This window comes from Variovorax paradoxus (assembly GCF_029919115.1).
GTDB lineage: Bacteria > Pseudomonadota > Gammaproteobacteria > Burkholderiales > Burkholderiaceae_C > Variovorax > Variovorax paradoxus_O.
Genome location: NZ_CP123990.1, coordinates 1345960 through 1366751 on the forward strand (window position 1 = coordinate 1345960; position 20792 = coordinate 1366751).

Below are 20792 nucleotides of genomic sequence, written 5' to 3' on the forward strand. Positions count from 1 at the left end.
GTGCTGAGCTCCCTGAAACCGATGATTGCTAAAGGTGACTAGATGTGTTTCATTGGCTCACTCCTTTTTTGATGAGACCCCATGATTTCACAGCACATAACTCGCAAGCCTACTGAACCTGCGGTCGCGACCGTTGCCGAGCCCTCCACGCAAGCCGCCGAGCCTCTTTTTGAACAGTCAGCAGTGTCAGTTCAGCCCGGTAATGGCAGTGTGGCGCATCAGATCATCGGTCAATTCCTCGATGAGCTGGGGAAGGATGCTGCAACGGAAGAGATTGCTTCCAATTTGAGAAAAGTTGTGTTCGGGGGCAAGCCGTCTGAACTGGATTTGAAAATCGCAATGTTTGGAATTTAATTATGATTAATGTTGAAAGCATTGTGATTAAAGAGTTTCGGGGCGTCCGGTCTTTGAAGCTGGCGCTGGGCGGGAAGAATTTTGCTATCTGCGGTCCCAATGGAACGGGGAAGAGCGGGATCGTAGATGCTCTAGATTTTGCCTTGACTGGCAATATTTCTCGACTGTCGGGGCAAGGAACAGGGGCGCTGTCGGTTAGAGAGCATGGACCACACGTCGACAGCCGAACCAAGCCCAAGCTGGCGGTCGTTGAACTCACGGTAAATATTCCGTCATTGAATAAAACTGCCACGATCACGCGAAACGTACACGACGCAAAGAAGCCTTTGATCGTTCCGGACGAGCCCGCCATCCGGAAAATATTCGATGATGTGGCAGTTCATCCGGAATTCGTTCTATCTCGGAGAGAGCTCATCCGATACGTATTGGCCGAGCCTGCCAAGCGATCGCAAGAGGTGCAAGCCTTATTGCGCCTTAACGAAGTTGAGCATCTGCGTGGATTATTTTCAAAAATAGCAAACGCGTCGAAAGCGCAACTCAGATCAGCAGCTGACGCTAAAAAGATAGAGGGGGAGAAGTTTATACGTGGCTTGGCCCTGCCTGCGCTAAATTCTGCGGCAATCTTGGAAAAGGTGAATGAATATCGTAATGTCCTTCGCCTCGCACCCGTCCAGGCGCTCGAAAAAGATTCAGTGCTTAATCAAGGGGTAGAACCTGGTGAAGCTGACGCTGTGCCGCGAGTGAAAATTGCAAAGAAAGCAGCTCTGGACGATTTGGCAACTTTCAGGACATGGATTGACTACATCAGTTCTGATGTTTTTTTGGGTAAGCTGGGCGACGCACAAAGTGAGCTGGAAGCCTTGAAGGCTGATGAGGCGTATCTACGTGATAGTTCTCAGGCTGCTTTCTTGGAAAAGGCTTTAGAAAACTTCGACGGGGAAAATTGCCCGGTGTGTGATACCCGTTGGGACTCCGAAGAATTTACGGAAATATTGCAAAAGAAAATAAGTAAATTTGAGGAAGTCGTTGCTCGCCGACGAAAGTTAGATGAGCAGCTGAGGTCGATAGTTGGCGCCTTTCAAGCTCTTAGAGCTTGCGCCGAACTCGCGGCTAGTTTAGGCGGTCAACTTGTTCCAGTGCGTGCAGTTGGGGCATTGCAGCAATACGTCACACGCCTGAAAAACTCAGAGGACAGCTTGAGGAAATTGCTTCCGATGACTGACTCAATCGCTGCCGTTGAGGGGGGCGGGAAAATTTCTGCTGAAGCGATGGCGGAGTTCGAGCAAATTTATACGGCCGTCAGAGATTTGCCGGAAGCGAGCGCTCAGGAGAATGCTCGCGTGAACCTCGCCTTGGCGCAGGAAAGATTTGAGAGCTATCAGAGGGCATCGCGCGACTGGCGCGCTGCGGATGCTGAATTTGCAATGGCCCAAAAGATTTCCGAAGCTTACGGGCGTGTTACTACATCTTCGTTAGAAACGATCTACAAAAGCGTTGAAGGCACCTTCAGAGAACTTTATCGCATGGTGAATAGCGATGACGAGGCGAATTTTGAGGCCAAGCTTCAGCCGTCACTTAACAAGCTCGGGTTTGATGTTGATTTTTACGGCCGCGGATTCTTTCCGCCCAGCGCTTATCATAGCGAAGGGCACCAAGATGGAATGGGGCTATGTCTCTATTTGGCTTTGATGAGGCATTTGGCGGGCGACGGATTTACGTTTGCGGTGCTCGATGACGTATTAATGTCGGTAGATGCGGGTCACCGACGAGAAGTCAGTCAAATGTTAAAAAGTCAATTCCCTACGACGCAGTTTATATTTACTACGCATGATGACATTTGGCTGAAGCACATGAAGACGGTAGGTTTGGTGGACCAAAAGCACTCAATCCATTTTCGCACTTGGAATGTTGATATTGGACCGACCGAGTGGGACGACCGCGACGTATGGTTGGAGATCGAGAATCATTTGACCAAGAATAATGTCCGGGACGCAGCAGCGCTTCTTCGTCACTACTTGGAATATTTCGCGAAGGAGGTGTGTCACAGCCTAAGGGCGCCTGTAGAATTCAGCGGCGATGCTCGGTACAATTTAGGTGACTTACTTCCTGCTGCTGTTGCCAAATTCAGAAAATCGATTTCGGCCGCTAAGGCGGCAGCTCAGTCTTGGGGGCGGCAATTCCCTCAGGAGTTGCTTGATCTAGAGGTTGCAGTTATAGATGCTGCCAAGGTTTCTAACGTTGAGCAATGGCAAGTAAACGCGGCTGTCCATTACAACGAATGGGCGAATTTACACAAGAATGATTTCGCGCCGGTAGTCGACGCTTACAAGAAACTTGTTCAGGTATTTAACTGTGCCTCCTGCCTTGGTGTGATCTATTCAACGCCGTCCCAAGGCAGCGCCGAGGCTGTGCGGTGTGCCTGTGGTCAAGTGAATTTCAGTCTTGTAAAAAAATGACCGTGTAGGCTGTAACTAACTTTAAATCAACCTGTGTCGCGCTCTTGCAGCCGGGCGTCACCTTATCTCGGCAAGACGCGGATGCCTGCGTCATCGTCATCATTGACGTGGAAGCCGGTCGAGCAGGCGGGGTTCATGCGGTCCAAGGCAGCGTAGGCTTCCTCCGCGTGGACAACGCACCACCAGGTCTGCCGGGTGCGCACGGGCTTGCTTTTGACGCCGCGGAAGGAGATCTCCTGGCCGTCGATCAGCACGCCGCCGTCCTTGATCGTGAGCACGCGCGCGTACTGCAGCACCGGCAGCATGTCGGCTTCCAGGTTTTTGGGATTGAGCAACCGGGCCTGCCAAGAGCGACCGTAGTGAGCAGGGTTCGCTTTGCGGAAATCCAGCCAGCCGCGGCATCCCGCCTCGCCACTCACTTGGCCGCGTGAGCGCCAGTTCCCATGGCTTCGAAGCAGGACAACGTTGCAAATCACTGTATAAGCATAAGGGGTATCCTCTTAGCTCCAGCAATTGCCGGACTACTGGATGAATGAACAGATATTAGCGCCGACGGCGGGCAAGGACTACCCCCAGACCTGGAACGAATTCCTCGACTGGTTTTCCACCGAGGACGACTGCCTGGCGTACCTGGAGAGGCTGCGTTGGGGCAACGGATTCGTCTGCCCGAAGTGCGCCAGCATTGGCGAGGCGTACCGCGCCAGCCGCACCCGCCTGATGTGCCGTGGCTGCCAACACCAGACCACGGTGACGGCCGGCACCATCTTCGACAAGACCCGCACGCCGCTGCGCGTGTGGCTGGCCGCGGCTTGGTATCTGACCAACCAGAAGCAAGGCGTCAGCGCCTTGGGGCTGCAGCGCGTCCTCGGCCTGGGCAGCTACCAGACCGCCTGGATGATGTTGCACCGGTTCCGCCGTGCCATGGTGCGGCCAGATCGCAGTCGCCTCAAGGGCATCGTGGAGGTCGACGAAACCTATCTGGCGCTCACTGATCGCGAAGACCCGCTCTCGTCTGCAGGGCGCAAGAACAATACCCCCAAGGTGCTGGTCGTCCTCGCGGTGGAGATGCTGGAGCCCAAGGGATTCGGGCGGATTCGCCTACGTCGCATCGCCAAGGACTCTGATGCCCATGTCATTCCGTTCGTACAAGATGCCATTGAGCCTGGCGCCCAGGTGCGCACCGATGGATCGGCCGCCTACCGGTCGTTGCAAGACCTCGGCTATGGGCACCAGCGCACGGTCATGCTCGGCTCAGACGTGCCCGCCCATGTCTCGATGGCTGGCGTGCACCGCGTGGCCGCGCTGGTTAAGCGCTGGATCCTGGGCACGCACCATGGCTCGGTTCAGCCGGAGCATCTGGACGCCTATCTCGATGAGTTCGTCTTTCGCTTCAACCGCCGAACCTCGGGCTCGCGCGGCCTGCTGTTTTATCGACTTTTGCAGCAGGCCGTGATCACCGCGCCGGTGACCTATGAAGACGTGATCCAGGCTGGTGCGAAGCCGAAGCAAAAGGGATAGGATAACTGGATATACATCCAGTTATCCAGAGACTCTGGAGCTAATGGGATACCCCTTATAAGCATACAGTATTAAATCGTCGCAGAATCCGGCCATGTGCAACCGCTACATCTCCCCCGACGACTACGAGATCGAGAGCTTCTGGCACGTTCGCCAGAACGGCCCGCCCCGCTGGGTGAAGGCGGTCTACCCGCGCACGCACGGGCCCTTCATCCGCCGGGCCAAGGACGTGACGGGCTACGAACGGGAGCTGGTCACCGGGCAGTGGGGCCTCATCCCATGGTTCGCCAAGGAGCCGAAGCTGAAGTACCCGACGAACAACGCGCGGAGCGAAGAACTCGAGGCGAAGGCCAGCTACAAGGACCCGTGGAAGCGCGGGCAGCGCTGCATCATTCCGGCGGCTGCGTTCGATGAGCCGAACTGGGAAACGGGGAAGAACGTCTGGTGGCAGTTCAGGCGCGCGGACGGGGCGCCCTGGGGACTGGCGGGCCTCTGGAACACTTGGACCGACAAGGCCACGGATGAGATCCACGAGAGCTACACGATGCTCACCATCAACGCGGACGCGCACCCCCTGATGAGCCGCATGCACAAGCCGGATCCGAAGCTGGCTTCCGACAAACAGGACAAGCGGTCCGTGATACCGCTCGAGGTCCACGAGTTCGACACCTGGCTGGCCGGTACCGTCGAAGAGGCGAAGCAACTCCTGAAGCTGGCGCCCGTCGAGGTGTTTGACGGCGGGCCCGCGCCAGCGGTCTTGGCATAGCGCCCAGCGCTTCGTCGATCAACTACCTCCAAGGGGGATGCCGATGGGTGGCAGGTCTTCATCTTCCCCCTCGGCGCGGGGACCAATGCGCTCATCTGGCGCATAGCCCACCAGCGCCCGCATGCCGGCCTGCAGGGCCTCGATCCACAAGTCGTAGGGCTCATCGGCCGATTCGAGTTCTACCCACTGGCTGGCGTCGTCGCCTTCCTCCATGTGCACCCAGTAGAAGTGCCCAGGGTCCGGCTCGTCGACGTGGACGGCAATGCGCCGAATGTGGCCCATCAGCGCTTCCCGGCCAGGTATTCGCGAACAGCCTCGGCCGAATTGCCGACAGCCTTCACCGCGTCACGCAGCTGGGTCTCCGAGCACTTCAGTGATTCCATCCACGACCGCACCTCGTGCGGCTCGTCGATTGCGATCAGCTTGCGGTCGAGGCCGGTCTTCTTGGGGTCGTCTGCCATCTTGTTCTCCTGAGGCGCGCGGGAAGGCCCCACGTTTCCCCAAGATGACAGCATCGAAGGTCCGGAGCCATGCCGGTTTGCCGCCTTTTCCTGACAGCAACTTTCCTACGTGCGGCGGACCTTGGAGCATGCTCTCGCTGGACGACTATCCGCCGATGTTGCTCGACGAGCGGCCGCTAGACCTCGACCAGCCGGGGTGGATTTACGAGCTGAAGATGGACGGCTATCGACTGGTCGCCGAGTTCGACGGAGCCGTGCACCTGCGCACGCGCAATGGCACCGACGCGACGAAGTGGTTTCCTGAGGTCGCGCAAAGCTTGGCCCTCGTGAAGGCTGGGGAGTGCATCGTCGACGGCGAGGTCTGCGTGCTCGATGAGCTGGGCCGCAGCGACTTCAACCAGCTGCAGGACCGCGCGCGCCGCCGGCGCCGATATCCGGGATGCCCGGATGTCGTCTACTGCATCTTCGACCTGCTGGTGCACCGCGGCATCGACATCACGCTGCAGCCGCTGCTCAAGCGCAAGGCCGCGCTCGCGAAATTGCTCAAGAAACCACCGCCGTCGATCATGTACGTGGGTCACTTCGAGAACGGCGCCGCGCAGCTGTTCAAGGAAGCCGTGATCCCGCTGAAGCTGGAAGGCCTCGTGGCCAAGCGCGCCGACAGCATCTATCAACCTGGCGTGCGCTCGAGCGACTGGGTGAAGGTGAAGAGGAAGGGTGCGATCCCGCCCGAGCGGTTCAAGCGATAGCTCGGGGCGCTTCTGTGTCGTGGAAAAGCGTGAGGAAAATACAACTCGGTGTTAAAACGCGGCAAATCTAGGACCGCCAAGGCGATCGGGGTTAATTTTATTTATCGGGAGACGCGTAGCGATGCGCTGCGCCAGAGCCGATGGATTGGAGAGCAGCACAGGCAAGACGCAGCAACCATGCGCCTTGCAGGCCCAAATCGTCTTGTAAGCCACGCCACACGCGGCCTGCGCGACCCCTGGGCATTGTTCACGCGGCACCGATGGGACGTGTGCCCTATAGAGAAAAATCCCATAGAAATCAATGGTCAACAAAACACTACCTGTAGTGGCTTGTAGACCCTCGGCACCCTAGATACGATGGGCCCAGAACGCAGAAAACCGGTCTCCCTGGCAGGGGAGCCGGCTTCTGGCCCAAACTTTTGACGGTTCGGGGGCTGTGGACCTTGTGAGATCCGGGATAGCAAACTGATCTTCGCACGATCTGCACGTAGAGCCGTTTCTTTTTGTCTATCGGAATCAGGACACTGAAATGCAGATCGTAATAACCCACGCATCCTATGTGGATGCAAACAAACCGTCGCCGCAGCTCGTCGAACTCGGTGCGATGACCAACGGCAAAGTGGTTTGGCGCTCGACGGTCGATGAAACCATTGCACGAATTCACGCTGGAATGCGCTTCTTCGTGCTGAACGATGATGAGTTTGTCCCTGTGGAGATCGTGCCCGCTACTGTGCTGCGCGATGCTTCCTTGCGCACCCCTGCGGACAAGACAACGTTCGAACTGCTGCGCCATTTGCCGCAGCTGCCTATCCTTCAACGGCCTGGCTTGAACTGGTAGTGATGATGCCCGGCCGGCCCCGCCGGCCGGTATTCCTCCGAGGTGCCCCTCCGTTCTTGGCGGGGCACTCCTTAGCTGGCGGCGGGTAGAATCCCCCGTCGCTACGCGCCTAAGTTGGTAGCGACTGGTTGGCGGGTCTTCTATGTCGTTGATTCACAATGGGATTCTTATCCCTTACAAGGCGTAGGTCGGGGGTTCGAGCCCCTCAGCACCCACCACCACCGATCTAAAGGCGAACACAGGTTCGCCTTTTTTATTGCCGTTCGACATCCGTCGCAAGAGAGTGTTCAAGCATGTTTGATTTCTTCCGCAAGTACAACAAGATCGTCATGATTTTCTTGTTCTTGCTGATCATTCCCTCGTTCGTCCTCTTTGGCGTGGACCGCTACCAGGGCTCCGGCAATGAGGAAAAGGTTGCGCGCGTCGATGGCCACAACATCACCCGCTCCGAATGGGACGTGCAGCACCGCAATGAGGTCGACCGCATTCGCCAGCAGTCGCCGAACGTCGATCCGACGCTGCTCGATTCCGATGTGATGCGCTATGCCACGCTGGAGCGCGTGGTGCGCGACCGCGTGCTGGCGGCGGCTGCAGCCAAGGCGAACATGACCGTTTCCGAAGAGCGGCTGTCCCGCATCTTCGCGCAGGATTCGGGCCTTGCGGCATTCCGCACACCCGACGGAAAGTTCGACCGCGAGACCTTTCAGCGCGTGACCGGCCGCACGCCGGAGCAGTACGAAGCCTCGATGCGTGCCGACCTGGCAACGCAGCAGGTGCTGCTGGGCATTTCGGGCACGGCATTCACGCCGCCCGCGCTGGCAGCCGCCACCATCAATGCTTTCTACGACAGCCGTGAAATCCAGGTGGCACGCTTCGCTCCGGAGAGCTTCGCGTCGAAGGTAACGGTCAGCGATGCCGACATCGAGACCTACTACAAGGACCACACGGCGCAGTTCCAGGCCCCAGAGCAGGCCAGCATCGAGTACTTGGTGCTCGACCTCGAGGCAGCCAAGAAGAACGTGTCGGTGAACGAGGCCGATCTCAAGACCTACTACGAACAGAACAAGGCGCGCTTCGGTACCAAGGAAGAGCGCCGCGCGAGCCACATTCTCATTACCGCGCCGGCCAGCGCGTCGGCAGCCGACCGCGAAAAGGCCAAGGCAAAAGCGGCGCAGCTGCTGGCCGAAGTGAAGAAGGCTCCGGCCACATTTGCCGACGTTGCGCGCAAGAACTCTCAAGACCCGGGCTCTGCCGAAAAGGGCGGAGACCTCGATTTCGTGACCCGCGGCGCCATGGTCAAGCCTTTCGACGATGCGATGTTCGCACTCAAGAAGGGCGACATCAGCGACCTGGTCGAAACCGAGTTCGGCTATCACATCATTCGCCTGACCGACATCAAGCCTGCCGTGGTGCCCCCGTTCGAGCAGGTGCGCGCCACCATCGAGAACGACGTTCGTGCGCAACAGGCAACGCAGGAGTTCGCAAAGGCCGCGGAAGCCTTCACCGATGCGGTGTACCAGCAGCCGGACAGCCTCAAGCCCGCGGCTGAAAAGCTGAAGCTCACGATCCAGACGGCCGCCAATGTTGCCCGCACCCCAGCACCGGGTGCCACCGGCCCGCTGGCAAGCCGTAATTTCCTGAGCGCGTTGTTTGCGCCCGATTCGCTGGAGCGCAAGCAGAACACCGAAGCCATCGAGGTCGGCTCGAACCAGCTGGCATCTGGCCGCGTAACGCAATATTCGCCCGCACATCCGATTCCCCTGGCCGAAGTCAAAGACAAGATCCGCGCGCAGCTTGTGACCGAGCGCGCAGCGGTGCTGGCCAAGACCGAGGGCGAAGCCAAGCTCGCTGCCTGGACCGCAAAGGCCGACGGCGCAACCTTTGGCGCACCGGTCACGGTTTCGCGCCGCGAATCGAAGAACCAGCCGATCACGGTCATCGATGCCGCGCTGCGCGCGGATGCGTCGAAGCTGCCCGCGCTCGTGGGTGTCGACCTGGGTACCCAGGGCTATGCAGTGGTTCGCGTGACCAAGGTTGTTCCGCGCACGCCTTCGGCGCCTGAGCAGGCGCAGCAGGAGAACGCGCAGGTCGGCCAATCGGTGGCCGCTGCGGAGGACGTTGCGTACTACAACATGCTGAAGGAACGCTTCAAGGCCGAGATCCTCGTGCCGAAGCCAGCCGACACGCTGCCGGTCGCACGCTGACCTGCACGCGAACGGTGTCGCGTCCGGGTCAGTGGCGCAACGCCGGCCCGGTATTTCGTCGCACGTGGGACAAGCGCGCAATGCGCTTGTCGCCAGAATCGCGTGCATGGGAACCCTCTACCTCGTGCGCCATGGGCAGGCCAGCTTTGGCGCTGCCGACTACGACAACCTGAGCGAACTCGGGCAAAGGCAGTCGGTGCGCCTGGGTGAATACTGGCGCGAGCGCGGCATGCATTTCGATGCCGTGATCACCGGCACCCTGAAGCGCCATCGGCAGACCTGGGAGGGCATTGCCAAGGGGCTCGGACTGGAGCGCGATGACGTGCTCCCGTGGCCGGGGCTCAACGAGTACGACAGCGAAGCCGTCATTGCCACCATCCATGAAGGCAAGCTCGAAAAGCCGGACACGCCCGAGATGTACCGGCATCACTTTCGTCTTTTGCGCGACGGGCTGGGTGCCTGGATGCAAGGCAAGACCCGACCCGCCGGCATGCCGAGCTATGTGGACTTTCTGGCGGGGGTGACCACTGCGCTCGACCACGTGCGCGATCGGCACCATGGCGCCAAGGTGCTGGTGGTGTCGAGCGGCGGGCCGATCAGCACGGCGGTTGGGCACGTGCTTGGCACCAGCCCCGAGACCACCATCGAACTCAATCTTCGTATTCGCAATACCGCGGTAACGGAGTTTGCATTTACGCCCAAGCGCCACATGCTCGTGACGTACAACACGCTGCCGCATCTGGATGCCCCAGCCTACGAAGGCTGGATCACATACGCCTGACAACCCGCCCGAAAGGGCGCCCAGCGTCGGTCAGGCCTGCCAGACGCCGTAGCCGTTCGCCCGCAGCCTGATGCCGAGTTCGACCTCCATCGAGCGCGCATCTTCGTAGCTCAAGGGGTTGTAGCGTTCGTAGAGCGCCGGCAACAGCCGAAGGCCGAACTCCTGCACGAAGCTGTTCGCCTGTATACCGGCCTTGTGCTTGTCGAAGCGGATGTCGGGGTCGAGGCCCGTCATTCCGACATAGACGAAAGGCTTGCCGAGTTGATAGTCGGGATTGGCCCGCCTGAAGCGGCCGTGGTTCCATACGCGGTCGTCGAGCTCGACCACGTAGACATGATGCTTGGCTCTTGTTTTGCGCGGCATCAGTGCGCACTGCCCGGAATCAGCTCTTGCGCTTGATGAGGCCGTACAGGATGAGCAGCACGATCGCGCCGAGCACCGAAGCGATGAAGCCGGCCCCCTGGCCCGCGGTATACCAGCCCATGGCCTGGCCGACATAGGTCACGATCAATGAACCCGCAACGCCGATCAACGTGGTCACGATGAAGCCCGCGGAATCGTCGCCCGGCTTGACGGCCCGCGCAACGAGACCCACGATGAACCCGATCAGAATAGTCCAGACGATGCTCATGAAGAATTTCCTTTGGCGGTGAATTGAAGTCAAGCGGTAAAAGCGTGCCCGGTTGATTCGGGGCGACGATCATGATAGCGGAGCAAAACCGGCGCCAAGAACAGGAAAGTACATCGGGTCGGGGATCGAGGAATTTGACGCGGACTACAGCCATCTCTCGCTTGCAGCCGAGTCCTACAGGGTGAACCGGCGCGCGGGGCTATACCGGAACCATGCTCGAAAAATTGCCTGAAGTCATCGGCCATGCATTGCACGGCATGCGTGCGGGTCTGGACAAGATCGTTTTCAACACGCTCGGCATGCGGCAGGGGATGGCATCCATCGCGCTGACCAGCGTGGCTTTCGTGGACCATGGCCCGCTGCCTTCGCGCCATACGGCCGACGGCGAAGGCCTGTCGCCGCCGCTGCAATGGGCCGACCTGCCGGCGGAAACAACCTCGCTGGTGCTCGTGGTGGAGGATGCCGATTCTCCGACTCCGAATCCGCTGGTGCATGCGATCGTCGTGGGGCTGCGGCCGAGCGACGGCCAACTCGACGAGGCTGCCATTCCCAGCCGCGACAACGAAGGCGCCGCCGGCCTGCATGTCGGGCGCAACTCCGGGCTGCAGGCCGCATGGCTCCCGCCAGATCCTCCGCCTGGGCACGGTGCGCATCGCTACGCTTTTCAGTTGTTCGCGCTCGGCAGCGCACCGCCGTTTTCCTCCGCGCCTGGCCGCGACGAGATCTTCGAAGCGCTGCGCGAGCATGCGCTCGCCAGCGGCCTGCTGATCGGCACCTGCGAAAGGCCGGATGGCTCGGTCAAGATCGAGAAGGCTGCGCCGGCGGGCCCTTTGGCAGCGGGTTGAACAGTTTTCAAGCGTCTTTGAATGCCCCGGTGTCGAAAACGCCGGTTTTTGACGCTACAATTGCGGGCTCTTCGGTGGCTGTAGCTCAGCTGGTAGAGTCCCAGATTGTGATTCTGGTCGTCGTGGGTTCGAGTCCCATCAGCCACCCCAATACTTTCCCTGACTGCTATTGCGCAATAGCGTCCGAGGGACATCGACGCCGGGCCAGTCCCGGCGTTGTCATTTCCGGCTCTTGTTGCCGTTGGGGCTTGACCCCTTGTATTCCCCCTTTTTATTCGATAAAAGCGTCCCGCGCTGGTGCTTTTTCCATTGTGCGCCGCCGCGAGCCGCCGATGCATCTCGGGTTTTTCTTGCAGCGGCATGCTTGTTTTAAATTGGAATTGAATTAAAATCCGCCCCGTTTCCAATTTTCAGGAGTCCACAATGGCTTCGACCCTTGCCGATATCAATTCCCAGATCAAGAAGCACGACGAACTGATTGCGCAATTGCGCAAGCAGGCGGAAGACCTTCGCAACCAAGAACGTGCGGGCGTCATTGAAGAGGTGCGCAAGAAGATCGCCGAATACGGTTTGACCGCTTCCGATCTGAAACTCAGCGCACGCGGTGGGTCGGTCAAGCGCGGCAACGCGGCTCCCGGAACCAAGTCTGCGGCCAAATACCGCGGCCCGAGCGGCGAAACCTGGTCTGGTGGCCGTGGCCGCAAGCCGCGTTGGGTTACCGAAGCCCTGGCAGCCGGCAAGTCGCTTTCCGAGTTCGAGATCAAGTAAACGTCCCACCAGGGCGTTCGCCAATAAAAAAGCCCGCGGATGCGGGCTTTTTTTATTGGGTGCGTGGAACCAACCGGGCGCAGCGCGCTCAGTTCACCATGACAAGTTTTCCTTTCACCCCGCGTGAGCCCATGTGGGCGTAGGCCGCTTTCAATTCCGCCATCGGCATCGTGCTGTCGATCACGGGCTTGATCTTTCCCTGGCCGTACCACTGCGCCAATTCAGCCATCATTTGTGCATTGGCCTTGGGCTCGCGCTTGGCGAAATCGCCCCAGAACACGCCGACCAGCGACGCGCCTTTCAGCAGCGTCAGATTCAATGGCAGCGATGGAATCGGACCCGAGGCAAAGCCGACCACCAAATAGCGGCCGCGCCAGCCGATCGAGCGAAATGCCGGCTCGGCAAAATCACCGCCCACGGGGTCGTAAATGATGTCGGGGCCCTTGCCATCGGTTGCAGCCTTGATGGCATCGCGAAAACCGTTTGGAAGTGCGTGCGTCGTGTAGTTGATGGTGGCGTCGGCCCCAATGGAGCGGCAGAGCTCGCATTTCTCGTCGGTAGAGGCGGCGGCAATCACCTTTGCGCCGGCCGCCTTTGCAATTTGTATGGCCGCGGTGCCGACCCCGCCCGCTGCGCCAAGCACGAGCACGGTTTCGCCGGCTTTCAGTTGCGCCCGGTCCATCAGTGCATGCCACGATGTGGCATAGATCATGATGAACGCCGCCGCGTCGACGTGGCCGAAGCCTTCCGGCAACGGCATGCAAAGCGCTGCCGGCGCCAGGGTATGGGTTGCGAAGCCACCGGTGCCCGAAAGGCACGCCACGTTCTGTCCGACAGAAAGGTGAGTCACGCCTTCGCCCACCGCCTGGACGATGCCGGCATATTCCGAGCCGGGCACAAACGGCAGGGGCGGCTTGATCTGGTATTTGTTCTGGACGATCAGCAGATCGGGAAAATTGAGGCTGGCGGCCCTGATTTCGATCAGCACCTGGCCCGGACCCGGCGTTGGTGTGGGCAGTTCTTTCCAGGTCAGCGCATCGACGCCGGTGGGGTTTTCGCAAAGCCATGCGTGCATGCTCGGGTCTCCTTGGATGAGTCGTGTGAGGGCAATGAATGCGAGGCGATGATAGGGGGCTCGGCAGGGCGCCGTTGTCCCTGCTGCGACGCACCCGCCGCCTACAATCCGGGACACCGAAAAGCACCATGAAGATACTTATTTCCAACGACGATGGCTTTCAGGCACCGGGCATCGTCGCATTGCACGACGCCTTGAAAGACATCGCCGATGTCGAGGTGGTTGCACCCGAGCACAACAACAGCGCCAAGTCGAATGCGCTCACCCTGGCCGCGCCGCTTTACGTGCACAAGGCGCACAACGGTTTTCGCTACGTGACGGGCACGCCCGCAGATTGCGTTCATATCGCGCTCAAGGGACTGCTCGACTATCGGCCCGACCTGGTGGTGTCCGGCATCAACAACGGCGCCAACATGGGCGACGACACCATCTACTCGGGCACCGTCGGAGCCGCGATGGAGGCGTACCTGTTCGGCATTCCGGCCATTGCGTTCTCGCAAATCGAAAAGGGCTGGGCGCATGTCGATGCGGCTGCGCAGGTGGCGCGCAAGCTGGTGCAGCAGATCGAGCGCGAGCGCCTGATCGATGGCGGAGCCTTCCTGCTCAACGTGAATGTGCCGAACCGGCCCCTGGAGGAGCTCAAGCCGACCAAGGTTTGCAGGCTAGGCCGTCGCCACGCGGCAGAAAAGGTAATTACGCAGGAAAGCCCGCGCGGCGACACGATGTACTGGATTGCAGGCGCTGGCAGCGCCAAGGACAGCGGCGAGGGCACCGACTTCTACGCAACCGCTGCCGGCCATGTCGCGTTGACGCCGCTGCAGATCGACCTGACCGACCACGCCAATCTGGGCCAATGGCGCGAGACGGTTGCCCGTCTGGGCAATTGAGCATGGCCACGCAACGGCCTGGTTTTCCTGTTCGCCTGACACCCACCGCTTCGGCCGCCACGAGGGGGCGCATGCCCGCCGTGCCGGCAAAGCCGATGGTGCCGGCCACGCCTTCGATGGCCTCCGACGCCGTGCGCGCGCGCATGGTGCAGAAACTCGCCGCCCAAGGCATCACCGACCCTCGCGTGCTGCGCGCGCTGGGCGCGGTGGAGCGGCATCGTTTTGTCGACAGCGCACTGGTCAACCAGGCGTATGAAGACACAAGCCTGCCGATCGGCCTGGGACAGACCATTTCCAAACCCAGTGTGGTGGCTCGCATGATCGAGCTTCTGCTGGGTGCGCCTGCACTCGCAGGCAAGCCGCAAGACCGCCTTGGCCGCGTGCTCGAGATCGGCACCGGTTGCGGCTACCAGGCCGCGGTGCTGAACCACGTGGCCACGGAGGTCTACAGCATCGAGCGCTTGCGCGGGCTGCACGAGCGTGCCCGCGCCAACCTGCGGCACTTCCGGCTCGCCACCGTGCACCTCATGCTCGGCGACGGCATGGTCGGGTACGCCAAGGGGGCGCCTTACGCAGGAATCATCGCCGCAGCAGGCGGCGAAGCGGTCCCGCAGGCCTGGACCGATCAACTCGCCGTGGGCGGGCGCATCGTCGCGCCCACGCAATCGGCGGGGGGCGGACAGGCCCTCGTCGTCATCGATAAAACCGCCCGTGGACTGGAGCGCCGCATTCTTGAGGCGGTTCACTTTGTCCCCCTAAAATCGGGCATCGCTTGAAGGAACAACACATGCAGGGTTTTGGCAATCGGAGTTGGTGCGCTGGTATCACGTTGGCCGTTGTGCTCGTGATCGCGGGCTGCGCCGCACCGCGAGGGCCGGCGCCGGTCGAAGACCGAGGCACGATGACGCGCGCGCCCAATTCGGTACCCGGTGGCCCGCTCATCACCACCGATGCATCGGGCAAGCCGCTCCCAGGCATCGAGAACTATGGCAAGCCGGGCTATTACGCAGTGCGCCCCGGTGACACCATTCGCCGCATCGGAAACGAAACCGGCCAAAGCTGGCAGAACATCGTTCGCTGGAACAATCTCGAAAACCCCGACCTGATCGAAGTTGGCCAGGTGCTGCGCGTGGTGCCTCCGGTGGGTCCGACCTCCACCACGGTGGCCGCCGCGGCTGCTCCGACCGAAGGCGCCGTGACCAAGCCCGTGACTCCGCCTGCGGTACTGCCCGCGGCGCCCGCGAGCGCGGCGGCCAGCAAGCCGGCAGTCACGGCATCGCCCTCGGCACCTGCCGCAAATTCGGGTGACGAGGACCTCGGCTGGATCTGGCCGGCGCATGGCACGCTCATCGCGGGTTTCGACGACGCCAAGAACAAGGGCTTCGATATCGGCGGCAAGGCGGGCGACGCGGTGCTGGCCGCGGCCGATGGCCGTGTGGTCTACGCGGGTGCCGGTTTGCGCGGCTATGGCAACCTCATCATCCTGAAGCACAACAACACCTATCTCACGGCGTATGCGCACAACCAGACGCTGCTCGTGAAGGAAGACCAGTCGGTACAAAAGGGCCAGAAGATCGCCGAGATGGGCAACAGCGACGCGGACCGCGTCAAGCTGCACTTCGAAATCCGCCGCCAGGGCAAGCCTGTCGATCCGGCACGCTACCTGCCGAGCCGGTAATGCCATGGCTGCCTCTCGCCCCCGCCGCACACTGCCTGTGCGTCGGTCGGCGGGCCGGGGCGGGGCAGCAGAAAACAATCAAGAGATCACGCGTGCAAACCCTGGCCGTGCTGCAGCAGGCTTGGTTGCGGCTGCCGGACCTGTTGGGGGCGAGGGCGCGGATGCGCTGACGATCTACCTGCGCCAGGTGCGGCGCACCGAACTCTTCACTCCCGAAGAGGAATACAAGACCGCATGCGCTGCACGAGCGGGCGATTTTGCAGCGCGGCAGTCGATGATCGAGCACAACCTGCGGCTGGTTGTGAACATCGCCAAGGCGTATCTGGGCCGCGGCGTGCCGCTCTCAGATCTCGTCGAGGAAGGCAATCTCGGCCTGATGCACGCGATCACCAAGTTCGAACCCGAGCGCGGCTTTCGCTTTTCAACTTATGCGACCTGGTGGATTCGGCAAGCGGTCGAGCGCGCAGTCATGACGCAATCGCGCGCAATACGCCTGCCTGTGCAGGTGGTGCGCGAACTGCAGCAGGTGCTTCGGGCCCGCCGCACGCTCGAAGGGGATTCAGGTTTCCTGGCGCGCCGGCCGGACGGAGTGCGCGTCGAAGACATCGCTGCGTTTCTGGGGCGCGAGGTGCAGGCGGTTGCGGAACTGCTGGCCCTCGCGGAGGCTCCGCGCTCGCTGGATGGCGGGGACGCGCACGGCGACGAAGGCTTCACCCTGGCCGACACCGTGGCTTCCGACGACGAGGGAGGCGATCCCACCGACGTGACTCATACCCACGAGGTCGAGCGTCTGCTCGACCAATGGGTTCATGCCCTCGACGCACGCGAGCGCGAGGTGCTCGAGGGCCGCTATGGCCTGCATGACCGTGAGCCTGAGACGCTCGAGGTGCTGAGCGTTCGACTCGGCCTGACCCGTGAGCGTGTAAGGCAGATCCAGAACGAAGCGCTCGCCAAGATGCGCCGCCAACTGATCCGCTCCGGAGTGGGGCGCGACGCCTTGTTCTAGGCGCAGCCCGCCGAGCCTGTGGGAAGCAGGGCCGGCGCTGAGACAATCGGGGGATGACGGAATCCATCGAAGAAAAGAAAGTCCCCACGAAAGCTCCCGGGAAGACCCCCGCGAGCGCCCCCGACGAATGGCTCAAGGTCGAATCGCTCGACCTGGACGCACAGGGCGTTGCGCACAACGCCGAAGGCATGGTCGTGTTCATCGAAGGCGCGTTGCCTTTCGAGGAAGTGCAGTTCAACGTTCACCGCCGCAAGAACAACTGGGAGCAAGGCACGGTCACGGCCATCCGGCGTGAATCGTCGCAGCGGGTGCAGCCGGGTTGCCCGCATTTCGGCTTGCACACCGGCGCTTGCGGCGGCTGCAAGATGCAGCACTTGGATGCCGCCGCGCAGGTGGCGGTAAAGCAGCGGGCGCTGGAAGACAACCTGTGGCACCTCGGCAAGGTAAAGCCCGAGAACGTGCTGAGGCCCATGGAGGGGCCGGCGTGGCATTACCGCTATCGTGCCCGGCTCTCGGTGCGCCACGTGGTCAAGAAGGGCACGGTGCTGATCGGTTTTCACGAGCGCAAGAGCCGTTATCTTGCAGACATGCAGGTCTGCCCGGTGCTGCCGAAGCAGGTCAGCGACATGCTGATGCCGCTGCGCGCGCTTATCGGCTCAATGGATGCACGCGAGACCTGCCCGCAGATCGAGCTCGCCTGCGGCGATGCGCCCGGTACCACCGCGCTCGGCACCATTGCCTTGGTGCTCCGGCACCTGGAGCCGCTGTCCGGTGCCGACATCGGCCGGCTGAAGGCGTTTGCCGCGCAGAACGCCGGGGTGCAGTGGTGGCTGCAGGCCAAGGGCCCTGAAACAGTGAAGCTGCTGGAGGAGGGCGGCACGCCGTTGTCGTACGAACTGCCCGAATTCGGCGTCACCATGCCGTTCAAGCCGACCGATTTCACGCAGGTCAATCCGCACATCAATCGCGCGCTGGTGGGCAAGGCGCTGCGTCTTCTCGATGTGCAGCCGCAAGAGCGTGTGATCGACTGGTTCTGCGGGCTGGGCAATTTCACCTTGCCGTTGGCCAGCCGAGCCAGGGAGGTTCTGGGCATCGAAGGCAGCGACACGCTGGTTGCGCGCGCTGGAGACAACTTCAAGAAGAATCAGCCAGCCACGCCGGTCCGGCGCGCGCTCTCGCCGACCCGCTTCGTCGCCCGCAATCTTTTCGACATGACTCCCGCCATGCTCGTGGCGGATGGCAGTGCCGACAAGTGGCTGGTCGACCCGCCGCGCGAAGGTGCCTTCGCGCTCGCCAAGGCCATGGCCGATTTGCACCTGCAGCCGGAATTGCGGACCGATGGCTGGACGCCACCGAAGCGGATTGTGTATGTGAGCTGTAATCCGTCCACGCTTGCGCGGGACGCCGGCCTGCTCGTGCACCAGGCGGGATACCGCTGCACCTTTGCCGGGGTGATCAACATGTTTCCGCACACGGCGCACGTGGAGTCGATTGCGGTGTTCGATCTGGCATGAAAAAGGGCCCCTCGGGGCCCTCTTTGGTTGGCGCCGAAGGGCGCCGCTCGTCCGTAGATCAGTCGCGCTCGCCGCCCGCAATTCCCAGCAGGGCCAGCAGGCTCTGGAACACGTTGAACAGGTCCAGGTAAAGCGCGAGAGTGGCGCTGATGTAGTTGGTTTCGCCGCCATCCATGATCTGCTTCAGGTCATAGAGCATGAAGGCCGAGAAGATGCCGATGGCCGCCACCGAGATGGCCATCATCCCGGCGCTCGAACCGACGAAGACGTTGATGATGGAGCCCACCATCAGCACCATGGCGCCCACGAAGAGCCACTTGCCCATGCCGGACAGGTCGCGCTTGATCACGGTGGCCAGCGAAGCCATCACGAAGAACACGCCGGCGGTGCCGCCGAACGCGGTCATGATGAGTTCGGAACCGTTCTTGAAGCCCAGCACCATCGCGATGAGGCGCGAGAGCATGAGGCCCATGAAGAAGGTAAAAGCCAGCAGCACGGGAACGCCGGCGGCCGAGTTCTTGGTTTTCTCGATGGCAAACATGAACCCGAAGGCGCCGCCGAGGAAAACGATGAGGCCCAGGCCGCCCGTGAGCGAGCGGGTAATGCCGGTGCTGACGCCGATCCATGCGCCCAGCACGGTAGGTATCAAGCTCAGGGCAAGCAGCCAGTAGGTGTTGCGCAGGACGCGTTGGCGCTCAGCCTGCGGCAGCACCTGGCCGTAGCCGGTGGAAGTGTCGAGGGTGGTAACGCGGTCGTTCATGGCCGTAGCTCCTTTGGTTGCTGCAATGACGCAGTTGGGCGCATTCTAGGGGGCTGCAAGAGGGGGCGATACAAAGACCGTATGGATGATGGTCCTAAGGGCACCGGGGGCCGCCGCTCCATTGGCCCTTTGGCCGTTATGCTCTTGGTTTTCAAAGCAACCGACGCCCAATATGAAGACCAAGTCCTTCCTCGAACTCGCCGACGTCAAGGCCATTGCCGCAGCCGCCGAAGCCGAAGCCCTCAAGAACAACTGGGCCGTGACCATTGCCATTTCCGATGATGCCGGCAATCTCCTGTGGCTCCAGCGCCTGGATGGGGCTGCGGCCCTGTCTTCGCACATTGCCCCGGCCAAGGCCCATACGGCAGCCATGGGCCGCCGTGAAAGCAAGGTCTACGAAGACATCATCAACGGCGGCCGTACCGCGTTTCTCACGGCGCCGGCCGTGCAGGGCCTGCTGGAGGGCGGCGTGCCGATCGTGAAGGACGGCCAGGTGATCGGCGCCGTGGGCGTGAGCGGCGTGAAGTCGAACGAAGATGCCCAGATTGCCAAGGCGGGCATTGCAGCGCTCGGCCTTTGAAGTAATTCGTCCGGCGGGGCTGTGCCCCCGCTGAAAGCAAAACGCCGACTTCAAGGTCGGCGTTTTCTTTTTTGGGTATTCAGCGTGAAAAAAAGCTTGGCTAGTCGGCGAACCGTTGGCTAGCAAAAAACGACCCTTCGGAGATGAATCTCCTGGAGTCGCCCCACGATGAAACTTGCTTGAAGGGCGGGCTGATGCTTACTTGGTAAGAATCAGCTTGCCGAGTTTGGTCGCCTGAAGACGATAGAGGGAGCCGTTGTGCATGATGCCCACAGTCTTGCTTCCCTTGAGCAGCTCCGTGCTTTCCACCATCGGCGCCGGACGAGGGGCCTGGATGGACGCATGTCCGCCACCCGATTGGTCGAGCGACGGATGGCTCAGAACAGAAAAGGCGTTCGGTTTGGCTTGCATCTGAAATTCCCCTTATCGAAGCGATGAGTGAATGATAATGATTCTCAATAAAAAGTCAATCGCGGTGATCGATTTTTTTAGAGACATTCAATGGTTACTTCGCGTCAGGCTCGGTAATGAAGCCGATCTTGCGCACGCCTGCCTCCCGTGCGGCCGACATGGCCTTGGCCACGCGCTCGTAGCGAACCTCTTTGTCGCCGCGAATGTGCAACTCGGGTTGCGGGTTCCTGGCGGACTCGATGGCGAGTCGGCCAGGTAGCTCTGCGTCATCGATCTTCTGTTCGTTCCAGTAGTAGCTGCCGTCTGCAGAAATGCTGAACAGGATGTTCTCTGGCTTGGCCTGTTCGGGTTCGCTGGTGGCGCGGGGCAGGTCGATGTTGACTGCGTGTTTCATCACCGGCACGGTGATGATGAAGATGATGAGGAGCACCAGCATGACGTCGACCAGCGGCGTCATGTTGATCTCGTTCATTACCTCATCGGGTTCGTCCTGGGTACCAAAGGCCATGA

At 61.0% G+C, this 20792-nt stretch carries 25 protein-coding genes and 1 tRNA gene; 17 read left to right on the forward strand and 9 right to left on the reverse strand.

What is annotated here, in order from left to right:
- Nucleotides 1–81: 81 nt before the first annotated feature.
- Both QHG62_RS06605 and QHG62_RS06610 read left to right on the forward strand, forming a co-directional pair.
- Nucleotides 82–354, forward strand: a complete 273-nt coding sequence (locus QHG62_RS06605) for a hypothetical protein (RefSeq protein WP_281150073.1) — start codon at nucleotides 82–84, stop codon at nucleotides 352–354.
- Nucleotides 355–356: 2 nt separating this feature from the next.
- Nucleotides 357–2810: an ATP-binding protein gene (locus QHG62_RS06610; protein ID WP_281150074.1), complete on the forward strand. Its 2454-nt coding sequence runs from the start codon at nucleotides 357–359 to the stop codon at nucleotides 2808–2810.
- Nucleotides 2811–2872: 62 nt separating this feature from the next.
- On the opposite strand, the gene QHG62_RS06615 is transcribed toward QHG62_RS06610, so the two are convergent.
- A complete protein-coding gene (locus tag QHG62_RS06615) occupies nucleotides 2873–3115 on the reverse strand; it encodes a hypothetical protein (RefSeq protein ID WP_281150075.1) in 243 nt (80 codons plus the stop codon).
- Between the two features lie 223 nt (nucleotides 3116–3338).
- On the opposite strand from QHG62_RS06615, the gene QHG62_RS06620 reads away from it, so the two are divergent.
- Both QHG62_RS06620 and QHG62_RS06625 read left to right on the forward strand, forming a co-directional pair.
- Complete coding sequence (locus QHG62_RS06620; RefSeq protein WP_281150076.1) at nucleotides 3339–4328, forward strand: IS1595 family transposase; 990 nt, start codon at nucleotides 3339–3341, stop codon at nucleotides 4326–4328.
- Nucleotides 4329–4422: 94 nt separating this feature from the next.
- A complete protein-coding gene (locus QHG62_RS06625; RefSeq protein WP_281150078.1) occupies nucleotides 4423–5094 on the forward strand; it encodes an SOS response-associated peptidase in 672 nt (223 codons plus the stop codon).
- Between the two features lie 18 nt (nucleotides 5095–5112).
- Here QHG62_RS06625 and QHG62_RS06630 read toward each other — a convergent pair whose 3' ends face one another.
- Nucleotides 5113–5376 carry a hypothetical protein gene (locus tag QHG62_RS06630; RefSeq protein ID WP_281150079.1) on the reverse strand — a complete coding sequence of 88 codons (264 nt, stop codon included), beginning with the start codon at nucleotides 5374–5376 and terminating at the stop codon, nucleotides 5113–5115.
- Nucleotides 5376–5555: a DUF3606 domain-containing protein gene (locus tag QHG62_RS06635; protein WP_281150080.1), complete on the reverse strand. Its 180-nt coding sequence runs from the start codon at nucleotides 5553–5555 to the stop codon at nucleotides 5376–5378. The genes QHG62_RS06630 and QHG62_RS06635 overlap by 1 nt, the downstream gene beginning before the upstream one ends.
- A gap of 128 nt (nucleotides 5556–5683) precedes the next feature.
- Here QHG62_RS06635 and QHG62_RS06640 point away from each other — a divergent pair, with 128 nt between their 5' ends.
- The 4 genes from QHG62_RS06640 (at nucleotide 5684) to QHG62_RS06655 (ending at nucleotide 10127) form a co-directional block, all read left to right on the forward strand.
- Nucleotides 5684–6304: an RNA ligase family protein gene (locus tag QHG62_RS06640; protein WP_281150081.1), complete on the forward strand. Its 621-nt coding sequence runs from the start codon at nucleotides 5684–5686 to the stop codon at nucleotides 6302–6304.
- A 529-nt stretch (nucleotides 6305–6833) separates the two neighbouring features.
- Complete coding sequence (locus tag QHG62_RS06645) at nucleotides 6834–7142, forward strand: hypothetical protein (RefSeq protein ID WP_281150083.1); 309 nt, start codon at nucleotides 6834–6836, stop codon at nucleotides 7140–7142.
- Between the two features lie 293 nt (nucleotides 7143–7435).
- Nucleotides 7436–9346: a SurA N-terminal domain-containing protein gene (locus tag QHG62_RS06650; protein ID WP_281150084.1), complete on the forward strand. Its 1911-nt coding sequence runs from the start codon at nucleotides 7436–7438 to the stop codon at nucleotides 9344–9346.
- 106 nt (nucleotides 9347–9452) lie between these two features.
- Complete coding sequence (locus tag QHG62_RS06655; protein WP_281150086.1) at nucleotides 9453–10127, forward strand: histidine phosphatase family protein; 675 nt, start codon at nucleotides 9453–9455, stop codon at nucleotides 10125–10127.
- 30 nt (nucleotides 10128–10157) lie between these two features.
- On the opposite strand, the gene QHG62_RS06660 is transcribed toward QHG62_RS06655, so the two are convergent.
- Complete coding sequence (locus tag QHG62_RS06660) at nucleotides 10158–10490, reverse strand: hypothetical protein (protein WP_281150087.1); 333 nt, start codon at nucleotides 10488–10490, stop codon at nucleotides 10158–10160.
- A 19-nt stretch (nucleotides 10491–10509) separates the two neighbouring features.
- Entirely contained in the window at nucleotides 10510–10758 is a 249-nt protein-coding gene (locus tag QHG62_RS06665; protein ID WP_281150088.1) for a GlsB/YeaQ/YmgE family stress response membrane protein, read from the reverse strand.
- Between the two features lie 212 nt (nucleotides 10759–10970).
- Between QHG62_RS06665 and QHG62_RS06670 the strand changes: the two genes are divergently transcribed.
- From QHG62_RS06670 to QHG62_RS06680, 3 genes are all read left to right on the forward strand, one after another.
- Nucleotides 10971–11603 carry a YbhB/YbcL family Raf kinase inhibitor-like protein gene (locus tag QHG62_RS06670; RefSeq protein WP_281150089.1) on the forward strand — a complete coding sequence of 211 codons (633 nt, stop codon included), beginning with the start codon at nucleotides 10971–10973 and terminating at the stop codon, nucleotides 11601–11603.
- Nucleotides 11604–11677: 74 nt separating this feature from the next.
- A tRNA-His gene (locus QHG62_RS06675) sits at nucleotides 11678–11753 on the forward strand.
- A 273-nt stretch (nucleotides 11754–12026) separates the two neighbouring features.
- Nucleotides 12027–12371, forward strand: coding sequence for an H-NS histone family protein (locus QHG62_RS06680; protein ID WP_281150090.1), 345 nt, complete (start codon nucleotides 12027–12029; stop codon nucleotides 12369–12371).
- An 88-nt stretch (nucleotides 12372–12459) separates the two neighbouring features.
- Here the strand turns inward: QHG62_RS06680 and QHG62_RS06685 are convergent, their stop codons facing one another.
- Entirely contained in the window at nucleotides 12460–13446 is a 987-nt protein-coding gene (locus QHG62_RS06685; RefSeq protein WP_281150091.1) for an NADPH:quinone oxidoreductase family protein, read from the reverse strand.
- A 128-nt stretch (nucleotides 13447–13574) separates the two neighbouring features.
- On the opposite strand from QHG62_RS06685, the gene surE reads away from it, so the two are divergent.
- The 5 genes from surE to rlmD are packed head-to-tail and all read left to right on the forward strand — an operon-like array spanning nucleotide 13575 to nucleotide 18531.
- On the forward strand, nucleotides 13575–14333 hold the full coding sequence (gene surE, locus QHG62_RS06690) for a 5'/3'-nucleotidase SurE (RefSeq protein WP_281150092.1): 759 nt from the start codon (nucleotides 13575–13577) through the stop codon (nucleotides 14331–14333).
- 2 nt (nucleotides 14334–14335) lie between these two features.
- Nucleotides 14336–15109 (forward strand): protein-L-isoaspartate(D-aspartate) O-methyltransferase, encoded by a 774-nt coding sequence (locus tag QHG62_RS06695; RefSeq protein WP_432445586.1) that lies wholly within the window; start codon nucleotides 14336–14338, stop codon nucleotides 15107–15109.
- A gap of 11 nt (nucleotides 15110–15120) precedes the next feature.
- The gene (locus QHG62_RS06700) at nucleotides 15121–16011 is read left to right on the forward strand and encodes a peptidoglycan DD-metalloendopeptidase family protein (protein WP_281150095.1); all 891 of its coding nucleotides are present in this window, start codon (nucleotides 15121–15123) and stop codon (nucleotides 16009–16011) included.
- Nucleotides 16012–16015: 4 nt separating this feature from the next.
- Nucleotides 16016–17017 (forward strand): sigma-70 family RNA polymerase sigma factor, encoded by a 1002-nt coding sequence (locus tag QHG62_RS06705; RefSeq protein WP_281150096.1) that lies wholly within the window; start codon nucleotides 16016–16018, stop codon nucleotides 17015–17017.
- A gap of 53 nt (nucleotides 17018–17070) precedes the next feature.
- Nucleotides 17071–18531: a 23S rRNA (uracil(1939)-C(5))-methyltransferase RlmD gene (gene rlmD, locus QHG62_RS06710; protein WP_281150097.1), complete on the forward strand. Its 1461-nt coding sequence runs from the start codon at nucleotides 17071–17073 to the stop codon at nucleotides 18529–18531.
- A gap of 58 nt (nucleotides 18532–18589) precedes the next feature.
- On the opposite strand, the gene QHG62_RS06715 is transcribed toward rlmD, so the two are convergent.
- A complete protein-coding gene (locus tag QHG62_RS06715; RefSeq protein WP_281150098.1) occupies nucleotides 18590–19291 on the reverse strand; it encodes a Bax inhibitor-1/YccA family protein in 702 nt (233 codons plus the stop codon).
- A 172-nt stretch (nucleotides 19292–19463) separates the two neighbouring features.
- On the opposite strand from QHG62_RS06715, the gene QHG62_RS06720 reads away from it, so the two are divergent.
- Nucleotides 19464–19871, forward strand: a complete 408-nt coding sequence (locus QHG62_RS06720) for a GlcG/HbpS family heme-binding protein (protein ID WP_028258861.1) — start codon at nucleotides 19464–19466, stop codon at nucleotides 19869–19871.
- A gap of 198 nt (nucleotides 19872–20069) precedes the next feature.
- Here the strand turns inward: QHG62_RS06720 and hemP are convergent, their stop codons facing one another.
- Both hemP and QHG62_RS06730 read right to left on the reverse strand, forming a co-directional pair.
- Entirely contained in the window at nucleotides 20070–20282 is a 213-nt protein-coding gene (gene hemP, locus QHG62_RS06725; protein WP_018903010.1) for a hemin uptake protein HemP, read from the reverse strand.
- A 94-nt stretch (nucleotides 20283–20376) separates the two neighbouring features.
- The gene (locus QHG62_RS06730) at nucleotides 20377–20790 is read right to left on the reverse strand and encodes an ExbD/TolR family protein (RefSeq protein ID WP_281150099.1); all 414 of its coding nucleotides are present in this window, start codon (nucleotides 20788–20790) and stop codon (nucleotides 20377–20379) included.
- Nucleotides 20791–20792 lie beyond the last annotated feature (2 nt).